22 protein-coding genes and 3 pseudogenes are annotated in these 26,233 nt (G+C 38.2%); 1 reads left to right on the top strand and 24 read right to left on the bottom strand.

Annotation, left to right across the window (positions count from 1 at the left end):
• Window positions 1-58 precede the first annotated feature (58 nt).
• The 5 genes from SMA_RS02395 to SMA_RS02375 form a co-directional block, all read right to left on the bottom strand.
• Window positions 59-283: a DUF4059 family protein gene (locus SMA_RS02395; protein ID WP_014294048.1), complete on the bottom strand. Its 225-nt coding sequence runs from the start codon at window positions 281-283 to the stop codon at window positions 59-61.
• A gap of 91 nt (window positions 284-374) precedes the next feature.
• Window positions 375-1,118 carry an amino acid ABC transporter ATP-binding protein gene (locus SMA_RS02390; protein ID WP_014294047.1) on the bottom strand — a complete coding sequence of 248 codons (744 nt, stop codon included), beginning with the start codon at window positions 1,116-1,118 and terminating at the stop codon, window positions 375-377.
• Complete coding sequence (locus tag SMA_RS02385; RefSeq protein WP_014294046.1) at window positions 1,118-1,921, bottom strand: amino acid ABC transporter permease; 804 nt, start codon at window positions 1,919-1,921, stop codon at window positions 1,118-1,120. Before SMA_RS02385 ends, SMA_RS02390 begins: the two co-directional genes overlap by 1 nt.
• A gap of 74 nt (window positions 1,922-1,995) precedes the next feature.
• A complete protein-coding gene (locus SMA_RS02380; RefSeq protein ID WP_014294045.1) occupies window positions 1,996-2,820 on the bottom strand; it encodes a transporter substrate-binding domain-containing protein in 825 nt (274 codons plus the stop codon).
• A 185-nt stretch (window positions 2,821-3,005) separates the two neighbouring features.
• Window positions 3,006-4,349, bottom strand: coding sequence for a DEAD/DEAH box helicase (locus SMA_RS02375; RefSeq protein WP_014294044.1), 1,344 nt, complete (start codon window positions 4,347-4,349; stop codon window positions 3,006-3,008).
• A 325-nt stretch (window positions 4,350-4,674) separates the two neighbouring features.
• On the opposite strand from SMA_RS02375, the gene SMA_RS02370 reads away from it, so the two are divergent.
• Entirely contained in the window at window positions 4,675-5,931 is a 1,257-nt protein-coding gene (locus SMA_RS02370; protein WP_014293928.1) for an ISL3 family transposase, read from the top strand.
• A 36-nt stretch (window positions 5,932-5,967) separates the two neighbouring features.
• Here SMA_RS02370 and mraY read toward each other — a convergent pair whose 3' ends face one another.
• The 19 genes and pseudogenes from mraY to SMA_RS02285 all read right to left on the bottom strand — a co-directional run bounded on the left by mraY (window position 5,968) and on the right by SMA_RS02285 (window position 26,084).
• On the bottom strand, window positions 5,968-6,981 hold the full coding sequence (gene mraY, locus SMA_RS02365; protein ID WP_014294043.1) for a phospho-N-acetylmuramoyl-pentapeptide-transferase: 1,014 nt from the start codon (window positions 6,979-6,981) through the stop codon (window positions 5,968-5,970).
• A 6-nt stretch (window positions 6,982-6,987) separates the two neighbouring features.
• Entirely contained in the window at window positions 6,988-9,252 is a 2,265-nt protein-coding gene (gene pbp2x, locus SMA_RS02360) for a penicillin-binding protein PBP2X (RefSeq protein ID WP_014294042.1), read from the bottom strand.
• 9 nt (window positions 9,253-9,261) lie between these two features.
• Window positions 9,262-9,585 carry a cell division protein FtsL gene (gene ftsL, locus SMA_RS02355; protein ID WP_014294041.1) on the bottom strand — a complete coding sequence of 108 codons (324 nt, stop codon included), beginning with the start codon at window positions 9,583-9,585 and terminating at the stop codon, window positions 9,262-9,264.
• A 2-nt stretch (window positions 9,586-9,587) separates the two neighbouring features.
• A complete protein-coding gene (gene rsmH, locus SMA_RS02350; RefSeq protein WP_306473135.1) occupies window positions 9,588-10,538 on the bottom strand; it encodes a 16S rRNA (cytosine(1402)-N(4))-methyltransferase RsmH in 951 nt (316 codons plus the stop codon).
• A 150-nt stretch (window positions 10,539-10,688) separates the two neighbouring features.
• On the bottom strand, window positions 10,689-11,939 hold the full coding sequence (locus SMA_RS02345; protein ID WP_014294038.1) for a glutamate-5-semialdehyde dehydrogenase: 1,251 nt from the start codon (window positions 11,937-11,939) through the stop codon (window positions 10,689-10,691).
• A 14-nt stretch (window positions 11,940-11,953) separates the two neighbouring features.
• Window positions 11,954-12,757, bottom strand: a complete 804-nt coding sequence (proB, locus tag SMA_RS02340) for a glutamate 5-kinase (RefSeq protein ID WP_014294037.1) — start codon at window positions 12,755-12,757, stop codon at window positions 11,954-11,956.
• A 100-nt stretch (window positions 12,758-12,857) separates the two neighbouring features.
• Window positions 12,858-14,483, bottom strand: coding sequence for a hypothetical protein (locus SMA_RS02335; RefSeq protein ID WP_014294036.1), 1,626 nt, complete (start codon window positions 14,481-14,483; stop codon window positions 12,858-12,860).
• A gap of 4 nt (window positions 14,484-14,487) precedes the next feature.
• Window positions 14,488-15,222, bottom strand: a complete 735-nt coding sequence (locus SMA_RS02330) for an ABC transporter ATP-binding protein (RefSeq protein ID WP_014294035.1) — start codon at window positions 15,220-15,222, stop codon at window positions 14,488-14,490.
• 15 nt (window positions 15,223-15,237) lie between these two features.
• Window positions 15,238-15,540 carry a bacteriocin immunity protein gene (locus SMA_RS02325; RefSeq protein ID WP_014294034.1) on the bottom strand — a complete coding sequence of 101 codons (303 nt, stop codon included), beginning with the start codon at window positions 15,538-15,540 and terminating at the stop codon, window positions 15,238-15,240.
• 137 nt (window positions 15,541-15,677) lie between these two features.
• Window positions 15,678-17,663, bottom strand: coding sequence for a transketolase (tkt, locus tag SMA_RS02320; protein WP_014294033.1), 1,986 nt, complete (start codon window positions 17,661-17,663; stop codon window positions 15,678-15,680).
• Between the two features lie 89 nt (window positions 17,664-17,752).
• Window positions 17,753-18,009 (bottom strand): annotated as a pseudogene (locus tag SMA_RS11805) (transaldolase family protein); the annotation flags it as partial.
• Between the two features lie 201 nt (window positions 18,010-18,210).
• Window positions 18,211-18,336, bottom strand: a pseudogene (locus tag SMA_RS11800) (hypothetical protein); the annotation flags it as partial.
• Complete coding sequence (locus SMA_RS11795; RefSeq protein ID WP_230937538.1) at window positions 18,321-18,707, bottom strand: helix-turn-helix domain-containing protein; 387 nt, start codon at window positions 18,705-18,707, stop codon at window positions 18,321-18,323. The gene SMA_RS11795 and the pseudogene SMA_RS11800, both read right to left, overlap by 16 nt.
• Before the next feature lie 141 nt (window positions 18,708-18,848).
• Window positions 18,849-18,989 (bottom strand): HTH domain-containing protein, encoded by a 141-nt coding sequence (locus SMA_RS11790; protein ID WP_014294030.1) that lies wholly within the window; start codon window positions 18,987-18,989, stop codon window positions 18,849-18,851.
• A 138-nt stretch (window positions 18,990-19,127) separates the two neighbouring features.
• The gene (locus tag SMA_RS02305) at window positions 19,128-19,385 is read right to left on the bottom strand and encodes a DUF896 family protein (protein WP_014294029.1); all 258 of its coding nucleotides are present in this window, start codon (window positions 19,383-19,385) and stop codon (window positions 19,128-19,130) included.
• Between the two features lie 178 nt (window positions 19,386-19,563).
• Complete coding sequence (glyS, locus tag SMA_RS02300; protein WP_014294028.1) at window positions 19,564-21,603, bottom strand: glycine--tRNA ligase subunit beta; 2,040 nt, start codon at window positions 21,601-21,603, stop codon at window positions 19,564-19,566.
• Window positions 21,603-22,520 (bottom strand): glycine--tRNA ligase subunit alpha, encoded by a 918-nt coding sequence (gene glyQ, locus SMA_RS02295; RefSeq protein WP_014294027.1) that lies wholly within the window; start codon window positions 22,518-22,520, stop codon window positions 21,603-21,605. Before glyQ ends, glyS begins: the two co-directional genes overlap by 1 nt.
• A gap of 624 nt (window positions 22,521-23,144) precedes the next feature.
• Entirely contained in the window at window positions 23,145-24,293 is a 1,149-nt protein-coding gene (gene nagA, locus SMA_RS02290; protein ID WP_014294026.1) for an N-acetylglucosamine-6-phosphate deacetylase, read from the bottom strand.
• Window positions 24,294-24,432: 139 nt separating this feature from the next.
• Window positions 24,433-26,084: pseudogene (locus tag SMA_RS02285) on the bottom strand (Na/Pi cotransporter family protein).
• Window positions 26,085-26,233: the final 149 nt, after the last annotated feature.

Below are 26,233 nucleotides of genomic sequence, written 5' to 3'. Positions count from 1 at the left end.
CACCTCAATATCTCGATTATTTTTTCATTGTAGCAATCAGGTATTAAAATTGCAATTATTACGCTTTGAACATTAATAAAATCGCCATAAATGTAAAGGACAAAACTGGGATAGTCATGATTGACATCATTAACACATCATATAAAAAGGCTTGGCGTTCTTTGGCTGTTTTGTCTAATTTACGGGTAGCACGCCAAAAATTCCAAATGATACCAACTAAGAATACAAAAATAATGGCTAATAGAAGTCCTTTGATATAAAGACTAAAAATTTCTAAAAACATACATCACCTATACTTAAATCAGTTTTTTGCTTTATCACTCTAAAAAGAACTGAAAAAGTCTCTCAGCTCTTATTATAACAAAAGTCAGTGGTTAAATATACGTTTTTGTATAGTTTGCGAAGAATTCTTTGGTTCTGGCTTCTTTTGGATGATTGAAAACGTCATCTGGTTTACCAGATTCAAGGATATGCCCCTTATCAAGGAATAAGACCTTGTCTGCCACTTGATAAACAAAGTTCATGTCATGGCTAACCAAAACCATGGTTTGCCCTGCTTTAGCGGCATCGGCAATCGATTTTTCAACTTCGCCGACAAGCTCTGGGTCAAGCGCCGAAGTGGGTTCATCAAGTAAGAGGACGTCTGGTTTCATTGCCAAAGCACGTGCTAAAGCCACCCGTTGTTTTTGCCCACCTGACAAATGACGTGGGTAATGATTTTCACGGTCAGACAAACCAACCTTAGCTAATTCTTCTTTCGCAATTTTTGTTGCTTCACTATCTGGAAGCTTCTTAACAATTTTTAAACCTTCTTTGACATTTTCGAGGGCTGTTCGACGTTCAAAGAGATTAAATTGTTGGAAAACCATGGCTAATTTACGACGTAAAACAAGGACATCTTCCTTAGAAATCGTCTGAAAATCAACCTTGAAATCATCAATGGCAATGCTGCCAAAATCAGGTTTTTCTAAATAATTTAGACTACGCAAGAACGTTGATTTTCCTGCACCTGAAGCACCGACAAGAGCTAGAACTTCTCCCTTTTGAATATCAACATCCAAACCGTCTAAAACTTTTTGCCCTGAAAATTCTTTGGTTAAATTTCTAATCTTAATCATCAGCGAATACCTCCTGCCACTTCTTTTTGACTTGATTGAGGCGTATCGATTTCCATTCGTTTTTCAATGAGACGACCGATTTGTTCAATAATAATACTGATTACCCAGTAAACAAGCGCAACTGAAATGTAACGTTCAAAATAGCGATAATCCGAACCACCTAAAATCTGCGCTTGGGCAAACATTTCAACAATACCTGCATTAAATGCCAATGATGTTCCCTTCGTCAAGCCAATTAAGCTGTTAATCAACGTCGGCGTTGCAATGACAGCTGCATTTGGAATAATTACGCGACGGTAAACTTGAAAGGAGGTCATTCCCAAGCTACGCGCAGCTTCAATTTCTCCAACATCCACAGCTTGAATCGCAGCTCGAATGGTTTCGCTAGTGTATGCCGCTTCATTGAAGGCAAATGCAGTTACCGCAAAAACAGATGCTGGAATAGCATTGATATTCCAATCAAAACCGTATCTTATTTTGAGAAATTTCAAGAAAAGTGGGATACCGTAGTAAGTCAACATGAGTTGAACAAGGATAGGTGTTCCACGTAAAAAGCTAACAAAAACAGCTTGAATCGGATACAAAACCTTTGTGCGATTGATTTTCACGAGAGCAAATAGCAAAGCTAACAATAAGCCAAATATCGCACCTGCTATTGTTAAGCCAAGTGTTGTTGGTAAACGTTCTATTAAAGACGGAATGGCATCAAAAACCGCTCGCCAACTGAATAATTGACCCTCTGGAATTTTTTCAACCAATTTATCATACCAAGACAAACCAGCTGCTAATGTTGTTAAAGTCATATAAGCTCCTTTTCTATTATCCTATGCTATAACGATAGGCCTATCACCAATCCTTTTCTTTTCCTTTTTCATTTTTAATTGATTGTTGAAACGAAGTCGCCACCAAAATATTGCTCGCTCAATTCAGCCAATGTGCCATCGTCTTTTAACTCTTTGATACGTTTATTGACAAATTTTTGTAGTTTAGCTCCCTCATCTGTATCTGCAAACAGTAAGTATTCTAAACCATCTGTTTCGCCACCAATATCATCTGTTACATTGGTCACTGTCAAATTGAAACCTTGGTCCTCAACGAGATAATTCGATGAAATCGCATCATACAAAATAAAGTCGATTGTTCCATTTTCAATATGTTGCACACGTGTTGTCAACCCTGTTGAGCTAGAAGCGTAATTAATCTTAATCGGCTCTTTATCAGGATTTTCATCGTTCCATTTTTCTAAAACTTGAGCATAGTTAGAACCTGAAATCACTTCAGTTGATTTTCCAGATAAATCATCAAGACTATCATAACTTGTCCCTTCGGCACTTGTTATGGCATAGTTTGATTTAGAAATTGGGTCTGAGAAAAGGTACTTTTCAGCACGTTCTTCATTATAGTTAAAGTCATTTGCCGCAATTTGGTAACGGTCTGCATCTACTCCTGTTAAAATAGAATCAAACGCCGTTGTCACAAATTCAACTTTATATTTCTTGGAATCCTTAAAAATGGCTTTCACCACATCAATATCGTAACCTTTAAAGGTGTCATTTTCTTTGTAAGTAAATGGTGCTGTATCTGAGTCTGTTGCCACTTTGATGACTGTTTTACCACTTGATTGTGATTGATTGGAACAAGCCGCCAGAGCTAGTATCAACAGAAATAAGGAACCAAACGATAGTAATCTCCTCTTTTTCATTTGTCTGCCTCTTTTCTAATAATTCCTTTCCAGTCTATCAAACTTAGCCACACTTTCCCAATATATTTTTTCTATGGACTTGATAAGAAAAAACTATCAGGAAATAAATCAAATTTCTTGACAAAGCTAACCAAGCGCTACTTGATTAAAATAAAAATCCCGAAGTTATTTCGGGATTCTGTTTTCTAGAAAGTTTGTTTTCTTACTTTACGTTCAGCACGTCCTTTGGCACGATTAGCGGCACGGCGTTCACGTTTGCGTTTTTCATCAACTTTCCATTTAATTTTTTTCTTGTAGCCTGGTTTGATTTTTTTCTTTTTCTTTTTAACCAAACCAATCATTTCAGTATCTAATTTTTGGTAAGATTTTTCGCGGTTAGCTCGACGGTCACGGTCGTAAGTATCTTGAAATTCACCATTTTTAAGCATTTTAGGGACAAATTTAATCCCCATTCTTTCAAGTTCACGAATATCAGAATCATCACTTGGTTTGTAAAGCGTAATCGCAATACCATTTAAACCATTACGTCCTGTACGTCCAACACGGTGCACAAAGAATGATAAATCTTGCGGAATAGCATCATTGATAACATGACTAACTCCTTCAATATCAATCCCACGCGCTGCCAAATCTGTCGCCACAATGTATTCGTATGACAGTTTTTTGATTTGGTTCATGGTGCGTTTACGTTCACGTGGAGGAATATCGCCGTGAATTTTTGCCACTTTCAATCCATTTGACACAAGATAGCTATGCAACTCATCTGCACGTTCTTTTGTGTTTACAAAAATCATGGCAAGATATGGATTTAAGGCTTTAGTGATTTCCAAGATTTGCGCATTTTTATCACGTCCCTTAGTTGAAACCAACCAATTATCAATTGTGTCTGCGATAACAGTAGTTGTCTTGATTTTTTCCATGACTGGATTTGTCAAATATTTTTTCAAGAAGGGTTGCAACTTTTGCGGAATAGTCGCTGAGAAAACCAAAATTTGAACATCTTTTGGCAATGTCCCTGCAATCTTATCCACCGTATCAAGGAATCCCATATCAAGCGTCATATCAGCTTCATCAACAACAAAGGTATGAGCTTTATAAATTTCCAAATCACCTGATTTGACCAAATCATAGATACGACCAGGTGTACCAATGACGATGTGTGGCTGAGATGATTTCAATTTTTCAATTTGACGTAATTTATCTGTACCACCAACGTAGTTTACCACACGAATTTCTGTTTCAGACTTTTCAGCAATTTGTTTGGTTGCTTGATAAATTTGCGTTGCCAACTCACGGCTTGGTGCTGTGATAACCACTTGAACATTATTGCTGTTTTCATCTAATTTTTCAAAAATCGGTAACAAGAAAGTGTGCGTTTTTCCTGAACCAGTTTTAGATTCTCCAACCAAATCACGACCAGAACGCACAACGGGAATTAACTTTTGTTGCACTTCTGTCGGATTTGTGAATTTAAGCTCTGCAAGCGCCTCACGAATGTAGGGCTTAAAATTAAAATCGTTAAAAGACATGTTTTACCTCAATTTCTTATCTCATCAAGTTTCACTTGAGAATTTCTCTATATTATTTACTTATCATTTAATCCCTAGCTAAAATCGACTAGGCGAATTTTTTCATTCCTTTTTATTATATCATTAAAAGGGTGATTAAAGCAAAGTACACTGCGATTTAGAATCAAAAACGAGCTGGAAAAACCAACTCGTTCATTTATTAAAAGCTCTATAATTTCTGTAGTGGGTAACTCCACTGTGGAATTATAGGGCTTTTTGAATATACACAAAAAGTCCCATATGACTTATAATGAAAAGCGACCAAACTCACATTAGAAAGCATCATATGGAACAACTCTATCATACTACACAATTGATTGGAATTAAAGACAAAAATATCACGTTGAACAAAGTTTTGAAACACAAGACACACATTGAGATGATAGCTACACTGGACTACGCTCCTGGAAACTGTAATCACTGTCAGGGAAAACAGATAAAATATGACTTCCAAAAGCCATCGAAAATACCATTTCTTGAGGTGGCTGGCTTCCCCAGTCTTATTAGGCTCAAGAAACGGCGTTTTCAATGCAAGAATTGTCGTAAGGTAACCGTCTCTGAAACCAGCTTGGTACAGAAAAACTGTCAAATCTCTGAACCTCTCAGACAGAAGGTCGCGCAAGCCTTGGTCAATCGTCAAGCCTTAACACACATTGCTCAGGATTTAGCGATTTCAACCTCTACCGTACACCGAAAACTCAGGGAATTCACTTTCAAAGAGGACTTCTCTCGTCTGCCTGAAATCCTCTCCATCGATGAGTTTTCGTATCAAAAAGGAAAGCTTGCCTTCATTGCACAGGATTTTGAGACCAAGAAAATCATCACCATCCTTGAGAATCGGACACAAACAACCATTCGCAATCATTTCTTCAGGTATTCTAAAGAGGCTAGGAACAGCGTGAAAGTCGTTACCGTTGATATGTCTGGCAGCTACATCCCGATGATTCCTAAGCTCTTTCCCAAAGCTAAGATTGTTATTGACCGTTTCCACATTGTTCAACACATGAGCCGTGCTCTTAATCACACACGTATTCAACTTATGAAACAGTTCGACAAGAAATCTTTAGAATATCGTGCCCTCAAATACTACTGGAAATCCGTGCTGAAAGACAGTCGTAAACTCTCTCTAAACAGCTTTCGTTCAAGGACTTTTGGAGAAACGCTCACACCAAAAGAATGTTTGACCGAGATATTCCACCTTGTCCCTGAGTTGAAAGGGTATTATGACCTCTACCAGCTCCTACTGTTCCACCTGCAAGAGAAAAACGCTGACTACTTCTTTGACTTGATTGAAGAAGCCTTACCACATCTCAATCAAACCTTTAAAACAGCTCTGAGAACTATCCTTCACCACAAGCAACACGTCATAAACGCTATTGAGCTTCCTTATTCTAACGCCAAACTGGAGGCAACCAACAAACTCATCAAAGACATCAAGCGTAATGCCTTTGGATTCAGGAACTTTGACAACTTTAAAAAACGTATCTTTATCGCTTTAAACATGCAAAAAGAGAAGACGCATTTCGTCTCCTCTCGTGCTTAGCTATAAGTCACCCACTACAGTTGACAATGAGTCTTATTAAAATACGTAAAGTGCAATCAAGGTCAAAATACTGGCAATAGCGCCAACACTCCACAAGAAAGCATCAACTTTCCGTTCTGACCATTTTTCTGATTTCCCTGTCAAACCACCAAGTTCCAAATGATGATGGAATGGTGTCATGCGAAAAATACGACGCCCTTCACCATATTTTTTCTTCGTGTATTTGAAATATGACACTTGAAGCATGACTGAACTTGTTTCAAAGACATAAACGATACCAATGATTAACAAAGTCCATTCTTGGCGAAGTGCAATAGAAATTGCTGCAAGCATTGCTCCTAAAGCCAGACTTCCCACATCACCCATAAAGACTTTGGCAGGTTTATGGTTAAAGACAAAGAAGCCAAACAAAGCACCAATCATTGTCACGATAATCAACAAGACATCAAATTGTCGTTGAGCAAAGGCGATGATTCCATAGGCAACCAAGCTGATAGCAACTGAAATAGAAGCCAAACCATCAATACCGTCTGTCAAATTAACGGCGTTTGAAAAACCAACAACCCAGAAAAGAACAAAGAAAACGTAAAGAATACCAAGATGAAGGTCAAAACCAAAGACATTTAAATCATTTGTTCCGCTTGGACGGACATGAATGAAGTAGAAAATCAAGCCACCAATAATTTGCAAGCTCATTTTTTGCCAAGGTGTCAAGCCTTCATTAATTTGTTTAAAGATTTTCAAAAAATCATCAAGAAAACCAATAATCCCATAAATGAGAACCACCAAAAGAATGCCTGCCGTTGCTCCCATTGAAGCACCGTTTTGCTTTTCGACAAACAAGCTAAAAATGAGGCTAACAAGGATTCCAACTGTTAGAAAAACTGCTCCTCCCATGGTTGGAGTACCAGCTTTAGCCAAATGTTGTTTGACATCCTCGTGCATTTGTTGCCCACCGATTTTCTTGATTTGGTAAATACGGATAAAGTGGGGCATGGCAAATACTGTCAACACAAAAGCGACAATACCTGCGATTAAACTTAAAAACATCTTAGTTTATTCTCCTAGAGTAATTGTAATTTTTTTTACACCGTCGATATCTGTTTCAGATTCGACACTTTGTTTCGTGACTGTTCCCGAATCGGAACCCTTAAAGGTTATCTTAATTCCAGTCCATTTAGCAAATTTTTCAACATTTTCTTTCGTCCAACCATACATATCTGGCACTGTTTCAAGATCACCTGTCCAAAGCAAGATTTGCTCATTAGCAGAAAGGTTGCTTCCGACTTTTTTAGACATTTTCTTAATCTTGCTACCTGAACCAACAACAACTGGTTGTACAAGGTTATCACGAAGTTCTTGAGCTGTATCTCCTGGGCTTTCACCGATATAATCTTTTAGTGTATATTCGGTTTCTGTATCAGTTCCCGTTACCGCTGTACTAGTCAAGGTATCTTTAATCATCATCGCCCTTTCAAGCACTGGATTGACAATATCTTGCCAATACATAGCTCTGAATTGTTCAGATGGTTGTTGAAGCGTTACATACATGATAAATTCTGGGTCATCTGATGGCACAATCGCAACAACTGAGTAAATGTAATCATTATCTCCAGTTAAGTACCCACCACCGTCTTCGGCCGAAGCAGCAATTTGGGCAGTACCAGATTTCACAGCGACGGAATAGTCACCAACTTGGATATATGGTTGGCCTGTTGTGCTGTTATACAAGGTACCATATTGTGAATCAGTACCAACAGTTACCATGTAATCAAGTGTTTGGTCAGCAGCATCTTCTGAAACAGGATTACCAACAACTTCTGATGTCGCTACACGTGCCGAATTCGTATTTGGATCGTAAATCTGACTAATGAATTGCGGCGCTAGCATAACACCACCATTAGAGATAGCTGTAAAAGCACGCAACATTTGCACTTGTGTAACACCAATCCCTTGACCAAATGAGCTCATGGCTACTGTTACTTCATTATCAGAAGGTAACAAACCACTGTCCTCATTTAGCATACCAAAACGTGTTGGATAACCAAATTTGAAACGCGAAAGATAAGTGAGCCACTTGTCTTTCCCCATTTTTTGTTCAAGGCTAGTCATAGCAACGTTACTTGACCAAGCAAAACCTTGCGCGTAAGTCAGGTGCTGAACCGAAGTCATTCCTTCGTTGACGTTCCAGTCATTGATTGTTGTATCAGCAACCGTAATTCCATTGATTGTTGAAATAACCTCATTAGGATTGAAAACACCGTCATCAATTGCTGAAGCAAGGGTCATGACTTTCATGGTTGACCCTGGTTCATAATAGTTTTGATAGAGTAAGGTGTTCCAAGTTTTTAGATTATCCTCACTATATCCATCCAAGGTTTGCGCATTGTAAGTTGGACGTTGTGTCGTTGCTAAAATTTCACCGGTTTTTGCATTAACAACTGTGGCACTAGCATACGTTCCTTGGGTTTCATTTTGGAAGATATCCATTTGAGACTCCAAGTAAGATTGCAATGGTTCAGAAAGTGTTGTGTAAACGTCTTTCCCATCGACAGCTTGTTTAACCGTTGTTTCAGTACCAAGTAACAGATTACCATTTTTATCTTTTTGATAAGTCACTTTACCATCTGTACCTGACAAAATATCATCTAAAGATGCTTCAAGACCTGATGTTCCTACAATACTTGATGTGCCATCTTTATTTTCTTTTAATTGTGTCAAACCAAGGAATTGTGAAGCAAAAATACTATTTGGATACATACGCCCAGGCGTTGAAGTGAAACCAATTCCTTTAATGCCAGCTTTGTCCATAGCCGTTTCAATAGCTGATTTTGTACTGTATGACAGCCCAGAACCTGAACTTCCGAAAGAAACTTGGAAAAGCCCATCTTGTTTTAGCTGACTCAGCACTTCATCCTTGTCAATTCCAAGCTGTTCATTTAAAATCTCTGCCACTTTCTCATACTGAGATTTTTTGACATAAAGCTTTTCACCTGTTGATGAAACATAAGATGTTGAAATAATGGCATAGATACTGTAAGTTGTTGAATCCTCCGCAAGAGCAACACCATTACGGTCATAAATCGTACCACGTTTAGCCTGAACGGTTACTGTCTGTTGATAAACTTCTGACGCTTCTGTTGACAAATTGTGTCCGAACTTTGTATCTGTCCCAATAATAATGGCAAAATTGATAACAAACACAAAGAAAAGGAAGACCGCCAGAATCATCAAATTCTGACCAACGCGCTCACGGTTTTTGTTGGGCGTTCGTCTATCCTTTACCACATAGTCTAAAAAACGGTTCATTAATTTCTTCATAGACTATTTTTACTCCACCTGTTTAATATTATCCTGTTGGCTAGTCAAGCCTGCATTTCCTGCTATTTGTTCAATACGGTCACGACTTGTTAATTCGTTAACCTCTTGTTTAGCATTATCATAATCTGTCTGCATATCACTTATCTGACTATTAAGATTTGTGATTTCTTGTTGCACTTGTAGATTACGGCTCTGTAGGTAAATAATACTAACAGCCATGATAATAGCCGTCAAAATGATAGAACCATAAAAAACTTTTTCAATTCTCGAAAATTTTCTAATCCGTCTTTTAAGCGCATTAGAAATAGCTTCGTTACGATGTTTATCTGTCATAATTATTTACAAACCTTTCTAGCCACACGGAGCTTGGCTGAGTGAGAACGATTATTGACTTCTAACTCTTCTTCGCTTGGCAAAATAGGTTTTCGATTAACCAAAGCAAGCTTAGGTTGCATATCCTCAGGAATAAAAGGCAACCCTTTCGGCACATCTACGGTAGAAGCTTCTTTGAATAACTGTTTTGTCAAACGGTCTTCCAAAGAATGGAAAGTAATCACTGAAATGCGCCCATCAACTGCCAATAACTCAATAGCTTGTTGGATAGACTCATCTGCCGCACCGAGTTCATCATTGACTTCAATACGAATGGCTTGGAAAATCTGCTTCGCAGGATGTCCTTTTTTCTTGAGTTCCTTAGCAGGCTTAGCAGATTTAATGATTTCTGCTAATTCTGTCGTTGTCTCAATCGACTTAACTTTTCGCGCCTGCTCAATTTTACGTGCAATTTGTTTTGAGAACTTGTCCTCGCCATACTTGAAAAAAATACGAACCAAGTCATGATAATCATAAGTGTTAACCACATCATAAGCTGACAAGTCTTGGTCACGGTTCATACGCATGTCTAAAGGCGCGTCTTTTTTATACGAAAAGCCACGCTCACGCTCATCCAATTGTGGGCTTGACACCCCAAGGTCATACAAAATACCATCAATTTCAGTCACACCATGAGACGCCAAATTGGAAGCTAGGTTTCTGAAATTATCCTTGATAAAAGTGACTTGTCCTTTTTCAATATAGTCTTTTAAACGAATTTGTGCATTATCAATAGCCGTCTGGTCTTGGTCAAACGCGTAAAGATGACCAGTCGGTCCAAGCTTAGAAAGCAGGTACTCACTGTGCCCTGCCCCACCAAGCGTTGCATCTACATAGACACCATCAGGCTTGATATCAAGCATATCAACGGTTTCATGTAGAAGCACTGTAATATGATGAAAATCTGTTGTCATACTTTTCATTATATCATAAATCATAAGATTCTTCCTTAAAACCTCCACCAGAAATACAAAAACCAAAAGCTGATAATATCAAGCTTTTGGTAATATTTTTTATTGTAAAGGCTACCATCTGTATAAGGACAAGCAGTAAGCAAAAATCAATTATTCTCGAATTTGTCCTTTACCATTAATGTAAAATTTTGTACTTGTCAAAGCTTCCAAGCCCATTGGACCACGCGCATGCATTTTTTGTGTTGAAATGCCAATTTCTGCACCCAATCCAAAGACAAAACCGTCTGTGAAGCGTGTTGAGGCATTGACATAAACCGCAGCCGCATCCACTTCATCTTGGAAACGTTCAGCGTGTTCAAGGTCTTTGGTGATAATAGCTTCTGAATGATGAGTCGTGTAACGATTCACCCAATCAATAGCGTCATCAACAGAGTCAACCACTTTGACAGACATGACATAATCTGAAAATTCTGTACCGTAATCCTCATCTGTGGCTGCTACTGCATTTTTGAAAATAGCTAGCGCTTTATCATCTGCACGAAATTCAACAGCATGAACTTTTGCGATTGCTTCTTCTAACTGTGGTAAGAATATTTTTGCTACCGCTTTGTGAACAAGCAAGCTTTCTGCAGCATTACAAACACTTGGACGTTGCGTTTTAGCATTAATCACAATCTTCGTTGCCATATCAAGGTCAGCCGAATCATCAACGTAAATATGAACATTTCCGACACCTGTTTCAATAACAGGAACTTTTGATTTTTCTTTGACCGTTTGAATTAAACGAGCTCCACCACGTGGAATAAGAACATCAACATAATCAACAGCTTGCATTAATTCTTCAGCAACGGAATGGCTAGTATCCTCAACAAGCTGAACGACGTTTTCATTTACACCTGCTTTAGTAAGAGCTTTTCGGATAACCGTCACAAGGGCTGTATTAGAATGAATGGCATCGCGACCACCACGCAAAATAATAGCATTACTTGTTTTAAAAGCAAGGCTGAAAGCATCAACAGATACATTTGGACGGCTTTCAAAAATCATAGCAATCACGCCAAGTGGTACACGTTTTTGAACGATTTTCAAGCCATCAAGATTGGTATAACCACGGACAACCTGACCAATCGGGTCTTGCAAATCCGCAACTTGACGGACGCCCTCAACAATCCCCTCAATACGCTTAGCATCTAGACGCAAACGGTCAACCATAACAGGCGAAATACCATTTTCCTGTGCTTGGTCAACATCACGTGCATTTTCAGCCAAAATATAGTCTGTCTCTGCAAGTAAAGCATCAGCAACTTGTCCTAAAATCTGATTTTTTTCAGCAGTTCCAAGCTTTACCAAACTTTGGCTAGCTACTTTAGCATTTTTGCCTAATTCATCAATATAGCCCATCTTTGATCCTCCTTTTAATTCACTTGTGAAAACCACGTTCCAATATTAGCACCTTCTAAAGCTTTTAAAATATCACGCGGATTTGCACCGTTCATCAAAATCATCTGACTGTTATTGTCAAAAATCATTTGAGCACTCTTAATCTTGCTGAGCATGCCTCCCGTGCCAAATTTACTTCCAGCACCGCCCGCTGATTTAATGATTTCGTCCGTAATTTCAGTAACGTGTTCGTGAAGTTTGGCATCATCATAGATATTTGGATTTTTATCGTAAAGTCCGTCAATATCTGATAACATGATTAACAAATCTGCTTTGGTTACCTTAGCTACAATCGCTGAAAGTCGGTCATTATCACCAAATTTTGTTGTGTGATCCATTTCATCAACGCTAATAGCATCGTTTTCGTTAACGATTGGCACAATTCTCATTGTTAATAACATTTCAAAGGCATTAGTGAAATTTTCTAAGCTTTCAGGATATTCAATAACATCACGTGTAATCAACAGCTGACTAACTTCTGTCTGATAATGCGAAAAGATTTGAGAATAAAGGCTCATCATAGCAACCTGCCCAACACTTGACACCGCCTGTTGACGTGCAATTTCTGTCGGACGTTTGTCCATATTTAACACATTGAGCCCAAAACCCATGGCACCAGATGACACCAAAATAACATCTTTTCCTTTATTCATCAAGCTAGAGATAACAAAAGCTAGTTGGTCAATTTTTTCAAGATTAATTTTGCCATTTGGCATGACAAGTGAGCTTGTCCCAATTTTTATAACAATTCGATTAACAGTTTCAAAATTTCGTTTCATATGCCTATTATACACTAAAAAACAGTCCGAGGAACTGTTTTTATTAGCTTTATTACGAAATCAATGGGATTTTTAACACAATACCCTTTAGGAGAGTTTTTTATAACTTTTTCCAAAATGTGTGGTAAATCACTATTTGAAAAGCGATTCCTATCAAAACAGCCAATATTGCAAACAAAACATTTGCCAACAGAACATCTTTGAGTAGTACTCCGAGTAAAAATGTGCCTGCCCCCAGACTTCCACCTACTACTAAGGCGATTAGGATAATAGCGAGAGTCAGCCATTGTCCTGCGTGACGGTTAAAAAGTTGGGTCACATCTTGCCATTTTAAATCAAGAAATTTAAAATCACGGTGATACATAAGTTGTCCCTGAAGCAAGATACTCGCAAGAAGTCCTAGGATAAAGAAAATGATCAACACTAGCGGTGCTTTTAAGACAAACAAGCCCACTAATAAATAAACGATAGCTGGAACAAGTGCTTGAAGTCCTACCAGCGTTAAAAATTTTTGAACAAGAAAATCCTTAAAATTGATTGGTAGAGCTTTAAAGAACGTCAGATTTTCTTTTTCTAATGAAATCCCAACCCCAACAAATGAGTTTGGCGTGCTACAAAAACTTCCCAAAACAATTCCGATAAGCATTGCCACACCAAAATAATCATTCGGTACTTCAGCCAAACTAACCCCATTTGTCACACTCGGTGTGATAAAAATCACCACATAAATCAAAGGCAATAGATAAGTTTGTGTCAGCAAGGTTGCATTTTGTAACGTTGACATATGGTGACGAATCATCATCGTTTTCAACAATTTACCTTTCAACGCTTTTTGAGATGCTGACGATGCTTTTTGTTTTGGCTTAGATTTAGGCTTAGCATAAAGAACTTCTTTGTAATACGTTGGCATCAACCATTTGACAACCCCAACTGTTAAAATCATCAACACTAACAAAGGTAGCCAAAAATTAAGAACAGTCGCTGATTGAAATGGTGCTTTTACCACGTCATAAAAACCACGAAAATATGGTAAAACAGTATGGTCTGCAAAGGCAACATTATCATCATAAGTCATGTTCTGACTGTTGATAACATTCATGTAAAGAATGGCACCGACTGCCCCAATCGTTGAAATAGACATGAGAACAGTCGAGACGATTTTTCGGTGCTGACTTCGAAGAATGATTTTTCCCACAAAACTATTAAGATAAAGTGCCAACAAAATCATAGCCGCAAACAGAACAAAAAAGAGGATAATTGTCAACGGAATCGCTAGTACAATCCCTGCTATTTGCCAGTAAGCGATAAAAAACAAGGACAAAAGTGGCATTAAAAATGTAATGCCCATACCAAAACTGGAAATAACTTTTGCCATATAAAGTTCACTCGATTTAATCGGCAAATGTGCATAAAGACGAACATCATCGCTCTCATAAAAAATGCTATACATGGCTGAAAAAGCATTTAGAGTTGCCATGATAAAGAAAATCGCTATGTAAAAAGAGAAATACCCTGGGAAATAACGAAAATCAATGTTAGCATACATAGAAATGTAAATGACCGCAAACAAAAGGCTGAGGAGAATTTGCTGGCGCATCACACTCTTATAAGCCGAAAAACCTTTGCTTGGTTTACGTTCTTGTTTTCGCTTTGCCGCCGTGACAGACTGTGGGCTAGAATAGAGGATATTAATCTTGGTTAACTCCCAAACTGTTGACCAATTCATACGCCTATCCCTCCTCTTGCGCTTTACGCCCTGCTAATTCAAGATAGATTGTTTCCAAATCTTTATCAGGGTGATTAGCTTTTAAGTCATCTAAGGTTCCGATAAAAATCAACTTGCCATTTTTTAAAATTCCAATACGGTCACAAAGTTGCTCTGCAACAGCAAGAACATGTGTTGAGAAAAGAACCGTATTACCACCACGCGCGTGCTCTTTCATCATTTCTTTCAAATCAAAAGATGCTTGTGGGTCAAGCCCTGTCAAAGGTTCATCTAAAATCCAAATATCTGGATTTGATATCAGAGCACCAATAAGAATTACTTTTTGACGCATACCGTGTGAAAAACTATCAATCAAATCATTGATATTCTCCGCAATATCAAACAAATGTGACAATCGTTCAATCCGTTCATCAGTGAGCTTATCATCAACGTCATAAATTTTAGCTAAAAAATGCCAGTATTCTATCGCCGTTAAATTCAGAAAAATATCAGGCGAATCAGGCACGTAACCAATGCGTTTTTTGATGTCATCACGATGCTCAGAAAGAGCTAACTCATCAACATATACCTCACCATAGCTCGCTTCAATGATTGACGTTAAAATGCTAATCATCGTTGTTTTTCCTGCACCATTATGCCCAATCAAGCCAAAAATTTCGCCATTAGCAATGGTCATATTGACATCACTTAGTGCTTCCTTATCACCATACAACTTTGAAACATGATCAAATCGAATCATCTGTATCTCCTTTCCCTACTCTCCTAACAATGGTTTTATCCATTTTGAAACTTCTTTGCTCTTTCGGTAATCCGCAGCAAATTCCTGTGTCAACTGTTTCAATGATTTTGCCCCCTTTAGTAGCGAAAAATCATGCCTTGTACTATACAGATTTAACTGACGGTCAAGGTGAAGAGCGCTTAACCCAGCATCTCCAGACCTAATCACCTCATTTGACGCAGAAAGTAAGATTTTTGACAAATCATTATCTTGACGAATGGTCATATCTTCATAAGCATTCCTAATTGCTTTGTATAATTCACTGTACTTCTCTTCCATAAAATCCCCTAAAATTTTATTTGTACCATTAAAGTAACACAAAAATATTTTTATTATATCTTACCTTTTCAGCTATCATTTGTCAAATAATTATAAAAACCCTCCTTGAAAACAAGGAGAGTTCAGTTAGTTATTAATTATAATGATTCGTAAAGATTTACAGCGTTATCAACTGTGAAGCCGTATTCTTCAAAGATTTTATTGCCTGGTGCAGATGCGCCCCAAGTATCGATTGTAAGAGTTTTACCTTCGAGACCAACGTATTTCCCCCAACCAAAGCTTGAACCAGCTTCGATAGCCAAACGTTTTGTGACGTTAGCTGGAAGAATGCTTTCTTTATAAGCAGCGTCTTGTTCGTCAAAGATGTTTTGTGCTGGCATTGAAACCACACGAACATGAACACCTTTTGCTTCCAAAGCAGCTTGCGTATCAAGCGCCAACTTCACTTCAGAACCTGTTGCAATAAGGATACCGTCAAGGTCACCTTTTGCTTCTGAAAGGATATAAGCACCTTTATTAACACCTTCTGCTGCCAATTCTTTTGTCCCTTCAAGGACAGGAAGATTTTGACGTGTCAAGATGAGCATTGTTGGACGATCAGTTTCAGCAAGAGCACGTTTCCATGCAGCATTTGTTTCGTTACCGTCAGCAGGACGGATAACGTTAAGGTTAGGCATAGAACGAACGCTAGCCAATTGTTCAACTGGTTCGTGAGTTGGTCCGTCTTCACCGACAGCGATTGAATCATGCGTCATGACATAAACCGTGGGTAATTGTTGAAGAGCAGCCATACGAACAGCTGGAAGAAGGTAGTTTGAGAATACGAAGAATGTACCACCGTAAACACGAGTACCACCATGAAGAGCAATACCGTTCATGGCAGCTGCCATGGCAAATTCACGCACACCAAACCAAATATTACGACCAGAGTAGTTGTCTGGTTGGAAATCAGATTCTACTTTGACCATTGTATTGTTTGATGCAGAAAGGTCAGCTGAACCACCCCAGAATGATGGCACTTGTGCTGAGATTTGTTGGATAGCTTGTTGACTTGATGAACGGCTAGCAAGGCTTGTACCGATTTCGAAATCTTCAAGTGTCACGTCAACTGGTTTGTTAGCGAATGCTGCTTTGTATTCAGCGGCTAATTCTGGATAAGCAGCTTCGTATTCACGGAATTTAGCATCCCATGCATTTTCAGCAGCTTCACCACGGAATTTGATACCAACTTCAAAGCGTTTAGCCACCTCTTCTGGTACTGTGAATTCTGGATATTCCCAACCGTAAGATTTTTTAGCGTAAGCAATGCCATCAACGCCAAGAGGGGCACCGTGAACAGCTGATGTTCCTTGTTTTTCAGCACCGAAACCAATGATTGTTTTCACTTCGATAATAGATGGTTTTTCAGTTTCAGCTTTTGCTTCTTCGATAGCTTTAGCAATCGCTTCGAGGTCATTACCATCTTCAACCAAAATGTGTTGCCAACCGTAAGCTTCAAATTTACCTTTGATATCTTCTGTGAAAGCTTTTGATGTTGAACCGTCAAGTGAAATGTCGTTTGAATCGTAAAGAAGGACTAATTTGCCAAGTTTAAGATGTCCAGCAAGGCTGGCAGCTTCTTGACTGACACCTTCCATCAAGCAACCGTCACCATGCAAAACATAAGTGTAGTGGTCAACGATATTAAATCCTGGTTTGTTAAATTTAGCTGCTAAGTGAGCTTCTGCCATTGCCATACCAACAGCATTGGCAATCCCTTGGCCAAGAGGTCCAGTTGTAGCTTCAACACCGTCTGTATGATTGACTTCTGGGTGACCTGGTGTTTTTGAACCCCATTGACGGAAATTCTTCAAATCATCAATGCTAACATTGTAACCTGATAGATGAAGAAGGCTGTATAAAAGGGCAGAACCATGTCCTGCAGATAGTACAAAACGATCTCGGTTAGACCAAGAGCGGCTGGTCTTCGGATTAACATTCATTACATGATTCCAAAGAACATAAGCCATAGGTGCAGCTCCCATTGGAAGACCAGGGTGACCTGAATTAGCTGCCTGAATGGCATCAATTGAGAGCGTACGGACAGTATTGACTGCCAACTGATCAATAGCATCAAATGTCATGAGTGAAACCTTTCTGTTTTTAAGGACTTATAGTATTATTGTTCGGATTCTATTATATCATAAATAATTGGAGTTTTTAAAATAAATTATTATTCGACTTTATTTTTAAACGTTTCCCAGTCTTTAGTAAAGTTTTTAATACCGCTTGTCGTCAAAGGATGTTTGGTCATTTTATCAAAAAAGCATCTGGAATGGTAGCAATATGAGTACCTCATTTCGCAACGTTCTCAACATGAACTGTATTACGAATGCTAGTTGCAATGATTTCTCGCAAATCTGAAATCAATTGGTAAGCATCTGTGCCGATGTCTTCCAAACGTCCGACAAACGGACTGATATGGTTTGCCAAATCAATAAACATAGGAGATTGTTCATTTATTGACTCTGACTTTGTCATTTCCATCTTTTTAAAATAAAATTTTGTTACAGAAACAACACGCGTTGAAAATTCAATTTTTTGCTGATGTGTACTAAGTTGAAATCTTGACGAATACAAGTATTGATAGAGATAATTAATTTCTAAATCATCAATGCTCCTCCCTAAACGATTCCCAATATCATTTATAATCTTTTTACTTTCTTTGAGAATTAAGTCATCATAATCTGTCATCTTGATATCCACTACTTCTGCGTTAGGGATTTTACGACTAGAAATTTTTAACCGTTCAAGCATAATGTAAAGATGAGAAAAAATATTAACATTGTATGGGTATGGTAACCTTGCCTGAAATCCGTCTCAATTTGGTCAAATTCTTCCAAAATAATTTTAGCAAGCTCTAAATCAAAATGACTTTGGTTAGTAGTATTAGACAAATTGTCAATATCAATCATGCTAAACGTTGGTACCAAATCCGCTAATGCTCTACGAATATCCAATTCTGAACCTGTTATAAAAATATAGCCTGTCCGAGTTGAGATTTTTAAATGAAAGGGATTGAGTCGCTTTTGAATCTCGATTTTATCCTTCATAATAACGGAATCACTGACATAATACTCTTGTGCTAAGTCATATATAAGTAATTTTTTAGGTGATATCGTTAACAATCTCTCAAAAATTTGAAGTTGCCTACTAGCTGGTGTAAAATCATTTTGCTTAGAATTTACTAAAGTAGCATAATTTTTAAGTCTATTAAGTTTAAAACCACGTCCTCTCTTTTTTATGATAAGTTCATCAGGAAAATAGTTTTAATTTATTTCCTTTACAAGACGATAAACCATTTTTTCAGATAAATTCAATTGTTTGGATAAAGATTTTGCCGTGATATAATCTGAATTCTGATGCAATACTGCTAGCAATCTATCAAATTGTAATTGTTTTTTATTCATCTTCATTTTCCTTTCATACTTATTATTGTATGCGTTTTCTAATTATAACAAACTCCTTTTAGTGTCCACTTTAAAATGGACATTTTTCCTTTTCATTGTACACAAAAATCCCAGTCATTACTGACTGGGATTCCTATCTTACGAATTTGGGTCGTCAAGGCTTCTGCCATGCAAACCACGTTCGCGTTGAAGTTGTTTTAGTTTTTCTGGTGTCACATCATTTCCTTCGTCATCAACAAGTTTAATCCCTGCGATATGGTGAAGAAGTGAGCGACGGTACCCTTCAATGTACTCTTTGCGAAGCTCTGCTTGTTCAACTTTTTCAGCACCTGTCAAACCAACTGTTTTTTTCTTACGCGCAAGTTCATTAATGCGTTGAATCTTTTTTTCATTCATGAGTAAGACTCACCAAACATATAAAATCCATAGATTCTACACGCTTTTTCCTTTCTTATAATTTACCAAATCAGAAAATCAATTAGCTACTACGCCTCTAAAATGACAATGCTAACTTAGCAGTCATTAGCAAAATTTTAACCAACTGTGTCAGGAGCGGCAAGCGAAATGCCACTTCTTATTTGGTATTCAATTTGTTAAATGCTGCTACGCTGCTAGCTTTTGCAGTCAATTCAGCAAGGATAGCCAAGCGATTGTTTTTAACAGCTTCATTATCCACCATTACCATGGTATTGTCAAAGAATTTGTCGATAACTGGGCTTAAAGCGAACAATTGTGCCAATTTATCACTAGCGCTACCTGACAAGTTCAATTCTGCTGCAGCTTGTGCCAAAGCTTTTTCTTCATCATTTTCCAACAAGCTTGCATCCACAGTCACGTCAGCTGGTGCTTTTTCAGCAAGATTGAATACACGTGAAAGACTTTCAACGGCGGCTTTATAATCAGCAGCTTTGCTTACTTCAATAAGAGCATCAGCAGCTTCAAGCATTTCAGCTACAACAAAGTTTGAACCAGCAAGAACAGCTTCTTTAATATCTTTAGAAACTGATTTGCTCATCATTTTTTCAACACGCGCACGGATGAAATCCATAACTTCTGCTTTGTGTTCATAAGTCAAGCTATCAAATGACAAGGCGTAAAGGTTGTCAATCAATTTATCCATTGGAATTTTCAAACCAAAGGCATCCATAATACGAACAACACCAGCTGTTGCACGACGAAGAGCATATGGGTCATTTGAACCTGATGGAATCAAGCCAACTGAGAAGAATGACAAGATAGTATCCAATTTATCAGCAAGTGCCAAAAGAGCACCAACTTTAGTTTCTGGAAGGTCACCGTCAGCTGAATTTGGAAGGTAGTGTTCACGAATAGCTGTGGCTACTGCGGCATCTTCGCCTGCAAGAAGAGCATATTTTTCACCCATGATACCTTGCAATTCATCAAATTCACCAACCATACCAGTCAATAAGTCGAATTTATAAATTTCAGCAGCACGAGCAAGAGCTTTGCTTTCTGCGGCAGAAGCGCCAGCTTTTTCGGCAAGGTAAGCTGCAATTACTTTGCTGCGTTTCATATGTTCAGAAAGTGAACCGATTTTTTCGTGGAATGTAACGTTGTCAAGTTTTGCCACAAGGTCAGCAATTTTAAGTTTTTGGTCTTCACGCCAGAAGAATTCACCGTCTTCCAAACGAGCCACGAGCACTTTTTCATTACCTTTAATGACATTTTCAAGGTACTCAGCATTACCATTACGAACCGAGATGAAGTTTGGCATTAATTTACCAGCTTGGTCACGGACAACAAAGTAACGTTGGTGGTTTTTCATTGATGTGACAAGCACTTCTTCTGGTACTTCAAGATATTTCGTATCAAAGCTTCCCATGAAAGCAGTTGGGTATTCAACTAAGTTAAGGACTTCGTTAAGCAATTCGTCATCGATTTCAACTTGGACGTTTTGTGCTTTTTCAATGTCTCTGATTTGGTTAACAATCATGTCTTGACGTTCTTTAGCGTTGGCGATAACAAAGACTCTACGCAAATCTTCTTCGTATGAATCAGCGCTAGCAATTTCTGTTTCATGACCAAGGAAACGGTGTCCACGGCTAACACGACCTGAATGAATATCCAAAAAATCAAGGTCAAGAGCTTCATCATCAAGAAGAACAGTCAATGTATGAACAGGACGGATGTATTCAAATGTGTTATTTGCCCAGTGCATGTTTACTGGGAAAGTCATTGCTGATAAGATTTCTGGAATGTCAACAAGCACTTCTTTGGCAGCTTTTCCTGCTTCGTGTTTTGTAACGTAAACATACTCTTCGCCTTTAACTTCGCGAAATTCAATATCGTCAGTTGTCAACCCTTTACCACGGACAAATCCTTGAGCCGCTTTTGTGAAGTTCCCGTCAGCGTCCAATGCGATTTTCTTAGAAGGACCTTTAAAATCTTCTGTTAAATCAGTTTGCGCATCAGCAAGACCAGTCACACGAACAGCCAAACGACGTGGTGTAGAGAAAGTTTGAATGCCTTCAAATGCCAAACGTTTTTCGTTCAAAAATGCTGCCATACGATCGCCAAGTTGTTTTTCACTTGGAGTAACCACGTAAGCTGGTAATTCTTCTAAACCAAGTTCTACAAGTAAATTTTTAGCCATTATTCAGCATCCTCCTTCAATAATTTTTCACGTGTTGCTTCATCAAGCAATGGGTAACCAAGGCGTTTACGTTCTGCCACAAATGTTTTGGCAACGACACGAGCCAAGTTACGAATACGAGCGATGTAACCAGCACGTTCTGTTACAGAAACCGCACCACACGCATCAAGCAAGTTGAAAGTGTGTGAACATTTCAAAACGTAGTCATAAGCTGGGTGTACGAGGTGTTCATCCAAGCAACGTTTTGCTTCTGCTTCAAATTTTTCAAAGTTTTCAAGAAGCATATCTTGATTAGAAATTTCAAATGAATATTTTGAGTGTTCAAATTCTGGTTGAAGGAAGATTTCACCATATTTAACACCTGGTGCCCATTCAATATCATAGACAGAATCCACTTCTTGAATGTAAGATGCCAAACGTTCAAGACCGTAAGTAACTTCTGATGTTACAGGACCTGTTTGCAAACCACCAACTTGTTGGAAGTAAGTAAATTGAGTGATTTCCATACCATCAAGCCAAACTTCCCAACCAAGACCAGCTGAACCAGTTGATGGGTTCTCCCAGTTATCTTCAACGAAACGAATGTCGTGTTTTAGGGGATTAATTCCTAATTTTTCCAATGATTCAAGGTAAAGTTCTTGAATGTTTGATGGTGATGGTTTCATAACCACTTGGAATTGGTGATGTTGGTAAAGACGGTTAGGATTTTCACCGTAACGACCGTCAGCTGGACGACGTGATGGTTCAACATAAGCCGCATTCCATGGTTCTGGACCAATGGCACGAAGGAAAGTGTAAGGACTCATTGTACCAGCACCTTTTTCATTGTCATAAGCTTGCATCAACATACAACCTTGGTCATTCCAAAATTGTTGCAAAATCAAAATAATTTCTTGAAACGTCAATTTTTTAGACATGTATTTACTCCTTATTTTAGTAACTTGATTTGCGACGTCAGATTGGGCAAAACGATTATTTTTGAACAATCTGACTAGCACATAGGCTAGGCAAGTCGCCATAGCGATGGCCATTTGTCAGTTCGACGACTGCCAATTAAAATGAGGAGATTACTGACATTGCCTAGGTAAAACGTCAATTTTTTAGACATGTATCTACTCCTTATTTTAATAACTAATTTTTGCGACGTATCTTGGAGGCTAACGTTTTTTCATAATAAAAAACCACCAACACACCCATATGATATCTCATAAGGGGCGTTAAAACGCGGTTCCACCCTATTTTATTACTTCGTTTATCTGATTTTAACTTAGCCTTGCTAAGCGAAAGCGCCAGCGACTCACTTCAGTTTCATCCGACTTCCACCACCTCGGACTCGCTAAGAAACACCATGAGACTTTCTCTCTTTAAAGAGTATTTTAGCACAAATGACTTGGAGTGTCTAGGTTCAAACAAAAAACTAATAACTGAAATCTTGTTTTCACTCATTTCATCATTCAAAATTTAAAAGCGAGATAAGCTCAAAAATTTTTTCATTTACCCAAAACTAAAATCCCAATATTGTTCATCTCAAACTTTCACGTTTAGGCGTTCCAAACTTTTTCGCCACCTAAGTAAGTTGCTTGTAAATCAAGTTCTTTATCAAGGACGATAAAATCAGCTTGATGTCCTTTTTTGATTTGTCCGCATTTATTATCAATACCAACAGAGATAGCAGGAATAAGGCTTGCCATACTAATAGCTTGTGCTTTTGAAGCGATTCCCCAATTAACAACATTTTTCACGGCATCTTTTAGTTGGAGAATTGAACCCGCAAGAGCACCATTTGATTTCAAACGTGCTGTTCCTTTTTCGACAGTAACAGGGTATTCGCCAAGCATATAATCACCATCTTTGAGACCGCCTGCGCTCATGCAGTCCGTAATCAAGGCAACGTGGTCATAATTTTTTTGGTGCATTAAAATATCACACGCTGACGGATGAACGTGATGTCCGTCACAGATTAATTCAGCATAGGTATTTGGGAGTTCATAAACCGCACCAACCATACCCGGTTCACGGTGGTTAAGTCCACGCATACCATTATAGGCATGAACCCAAACTGAAGCACCAGCTTCCACAGCATTTGCTGCTTGTTCATAAGTCGCATCAGAATGCCCTAAAGCAACAATCACATTTTTTTCCTTAGCATGATTAATAAAATCAGCCACATCATCACGTTCTGGTGCCAAAGCAATTTTTCTTAACAAACCTTTTGAACTTTCCAACCATTGGTCTAGTTCAACAATTGACGGATTACGCATATACGAAGGATTTTGAGCCCCTTTGTATTTTTCCGTAAAATATGGTCCTTCAAAGAAAAGCCCTTGAATACGTGCACCGCTTTCTTGACCTGCAAAATCAGCTGCCGTACGACAAATATCATCTAAAGTTTCAAATGACGCTGTCAAACCAGTTGGTAAAAAGCTAGTCACTCCTGCTCCTAAAAGGGCATGACTCATGGTTTCCAGAGCTTCTTTGCTGTTATCCATAACATCAGCACCAGCAAAACCGTGAATATGAGTGTCAACTAAACCAGGAGCAATGCTGTAACCCGTATAATCAATGATGTCAGCATCGCTTGGTACTTCTGCTTGCCAGTCTCCAAAAGTATCTCCCTCGACAGCAAGATAACCAGTTTTTTTTACTTGGTAAGGATAATAAAATTCGTCTGCTTTAATATACTTTGTCATTTTTAACCGCCTCCATTCATTTATATTATATGCCAAATGATTATTTTTGTAAATGGTATATACCAAATTTATTTGACTTTTTTGGCAAAAAATAGAAACTTGGAAGAATTCCAGTTTCTATTTACTATATAATCTAAATTTAGTCTTCAATGACTTTTTTAACTAAGTTTAAAGCGTGGTCAGTAATGCGTGTGCATGGTGTGATGAGGTCAATAAAGTTAATACCTGCCAACGGTGTACATTCACCATTATTCATGCGTTTGATGTGATTCTTACGAATACGACGTTCCAAATGCACAATATCTTTATGACGTTCCACCAATTCGTCAGCCAATTCACGATCATTATCAATAACAACCTTTAAAGCATCCAAAATCATACGATGCGTTTCATGGTAAAGTTGGTCGATTTCCTTAACTGCCGCTGGTGAAAACGTAATGTCTTTTGAAATATTGTGTTCCATCAAACGAACAAAACCAATACTATGGTCACCAATACGTTCCAAATCACGTGATGGATCTAAAAGACTTGAGAGAATCTCACTTTCATGCTGATTCAATTGGTCGTCACTTGATAACTCAATGAGGTATTTGGTCAATTCTTCATCGAGATTATTAAACGTATCTTCAAATTTTTGCGTCTTATCAGCGTATTTTTCATTACTCGTTTCTACAAATAAAAATGCCGCTTCAAAGGCTTGTGTTGCATAAGCCCCCAAATGAATAAGTTCTTTTTTAGCATTTCCGAGTGCGATAGCTGGTGCTTGTTTCAACAAAATTTTGTCGAGATAGATTGCTTCGTATTTCGCTGCTTCGTCTTGTCCAGGAATTAGTTTAGTCACAATTATAAGCCAGTGTTCTATAAGCCAGTGTTCCAATGAATGGGAACAAGAGAATGGTCTTAGCGATATTAAATGTGCCGTGGGCAAAGGCTAAAGTCATCGCTGGTGTTAAATCAAGGCTTGATTGCATCCATTCCATTAAGCTTGTAAATGGTAAAAGAAGAACCATAAACAGCACAGTTTCAATCACATTCAAAAGGACATGGGCAGCTGCCACACATTTAGCTGCTATATTCGAACCAATTGATGCCAAAACAGCTATGATACACGTCCCAATGTTACTTCCTAGAAGAATCGGAATCGCTCCTTGAAGGTCAAGCAAATTACCAGCATACAAGCCCTGTAAAATCCCAATAATGGCAGCTGATGATTGAATAAGCATGGTTCATCCTGTCTCTGTCAGAACTCCCATAATTGGCTTATCCCCCAAGGTTGCTAGGTAATCTTGAAAAGCTGAAACAGATTTTAAAGGCTCCATTGCATCACTCATTATATTGAGTGCAAAGAAAATTCCCCCAACACTAAAAATAATACGTCCAATGTTATTCAAGCTTCCAAGCTTCGACGTGATGTAAAGAACAACAAGGTAGCACCAACAAAAATCATCGGCAATGCATAATCTCCTAGATTAAACCCAATTAAAAATGATGTTACCGTTGTTCCAATATTGGCACCCATGACGATTCCAATTGCTTGTCGAAGGTTCAAAAGTCCCGCTGACACAAGCCCAACAGTAATAACCGTCACTCCTGAACTTGATTGGATTAAAGCTGACATGGCTAAACCAACAAGTATTCCTAGAAAAGGATTACTCGTATATTTATCAATATAATAACGAAGTCTATCTCCAGCAGCCTGTTGTAAACCGTCTCCCATGTATTTAATACTGAAGAGAAAGAGCCCTAGATCTCCAAAAAATTAAAAACACTTTCTTGCCAACTTACTGACACGGTTTTATCCTCAAATATTATAATTTTTATCGTAAAAAGTCGATAATTCCATTTTAATGTATTAAAAGTAAGCAAACAGTATTTTTTGTTCTTTTTATAAAATGATAAAAACTGATTTCTTAATAATCGATTATTTTTTGAAATTTCCT

The organism is Streptococcus macedonicus ACA-DC 198 (assembly GCA_000283635.1).
GTDB classification, from domain to species: Bacteria; Bacillota; Bacilli; order Lactobacillales; family Streptococcaceae; genus Streptococcus; species Streptococcus macedonicus.
This window is presented reverse-complemented; position numbering and strand designations above follow the sequence as displayed.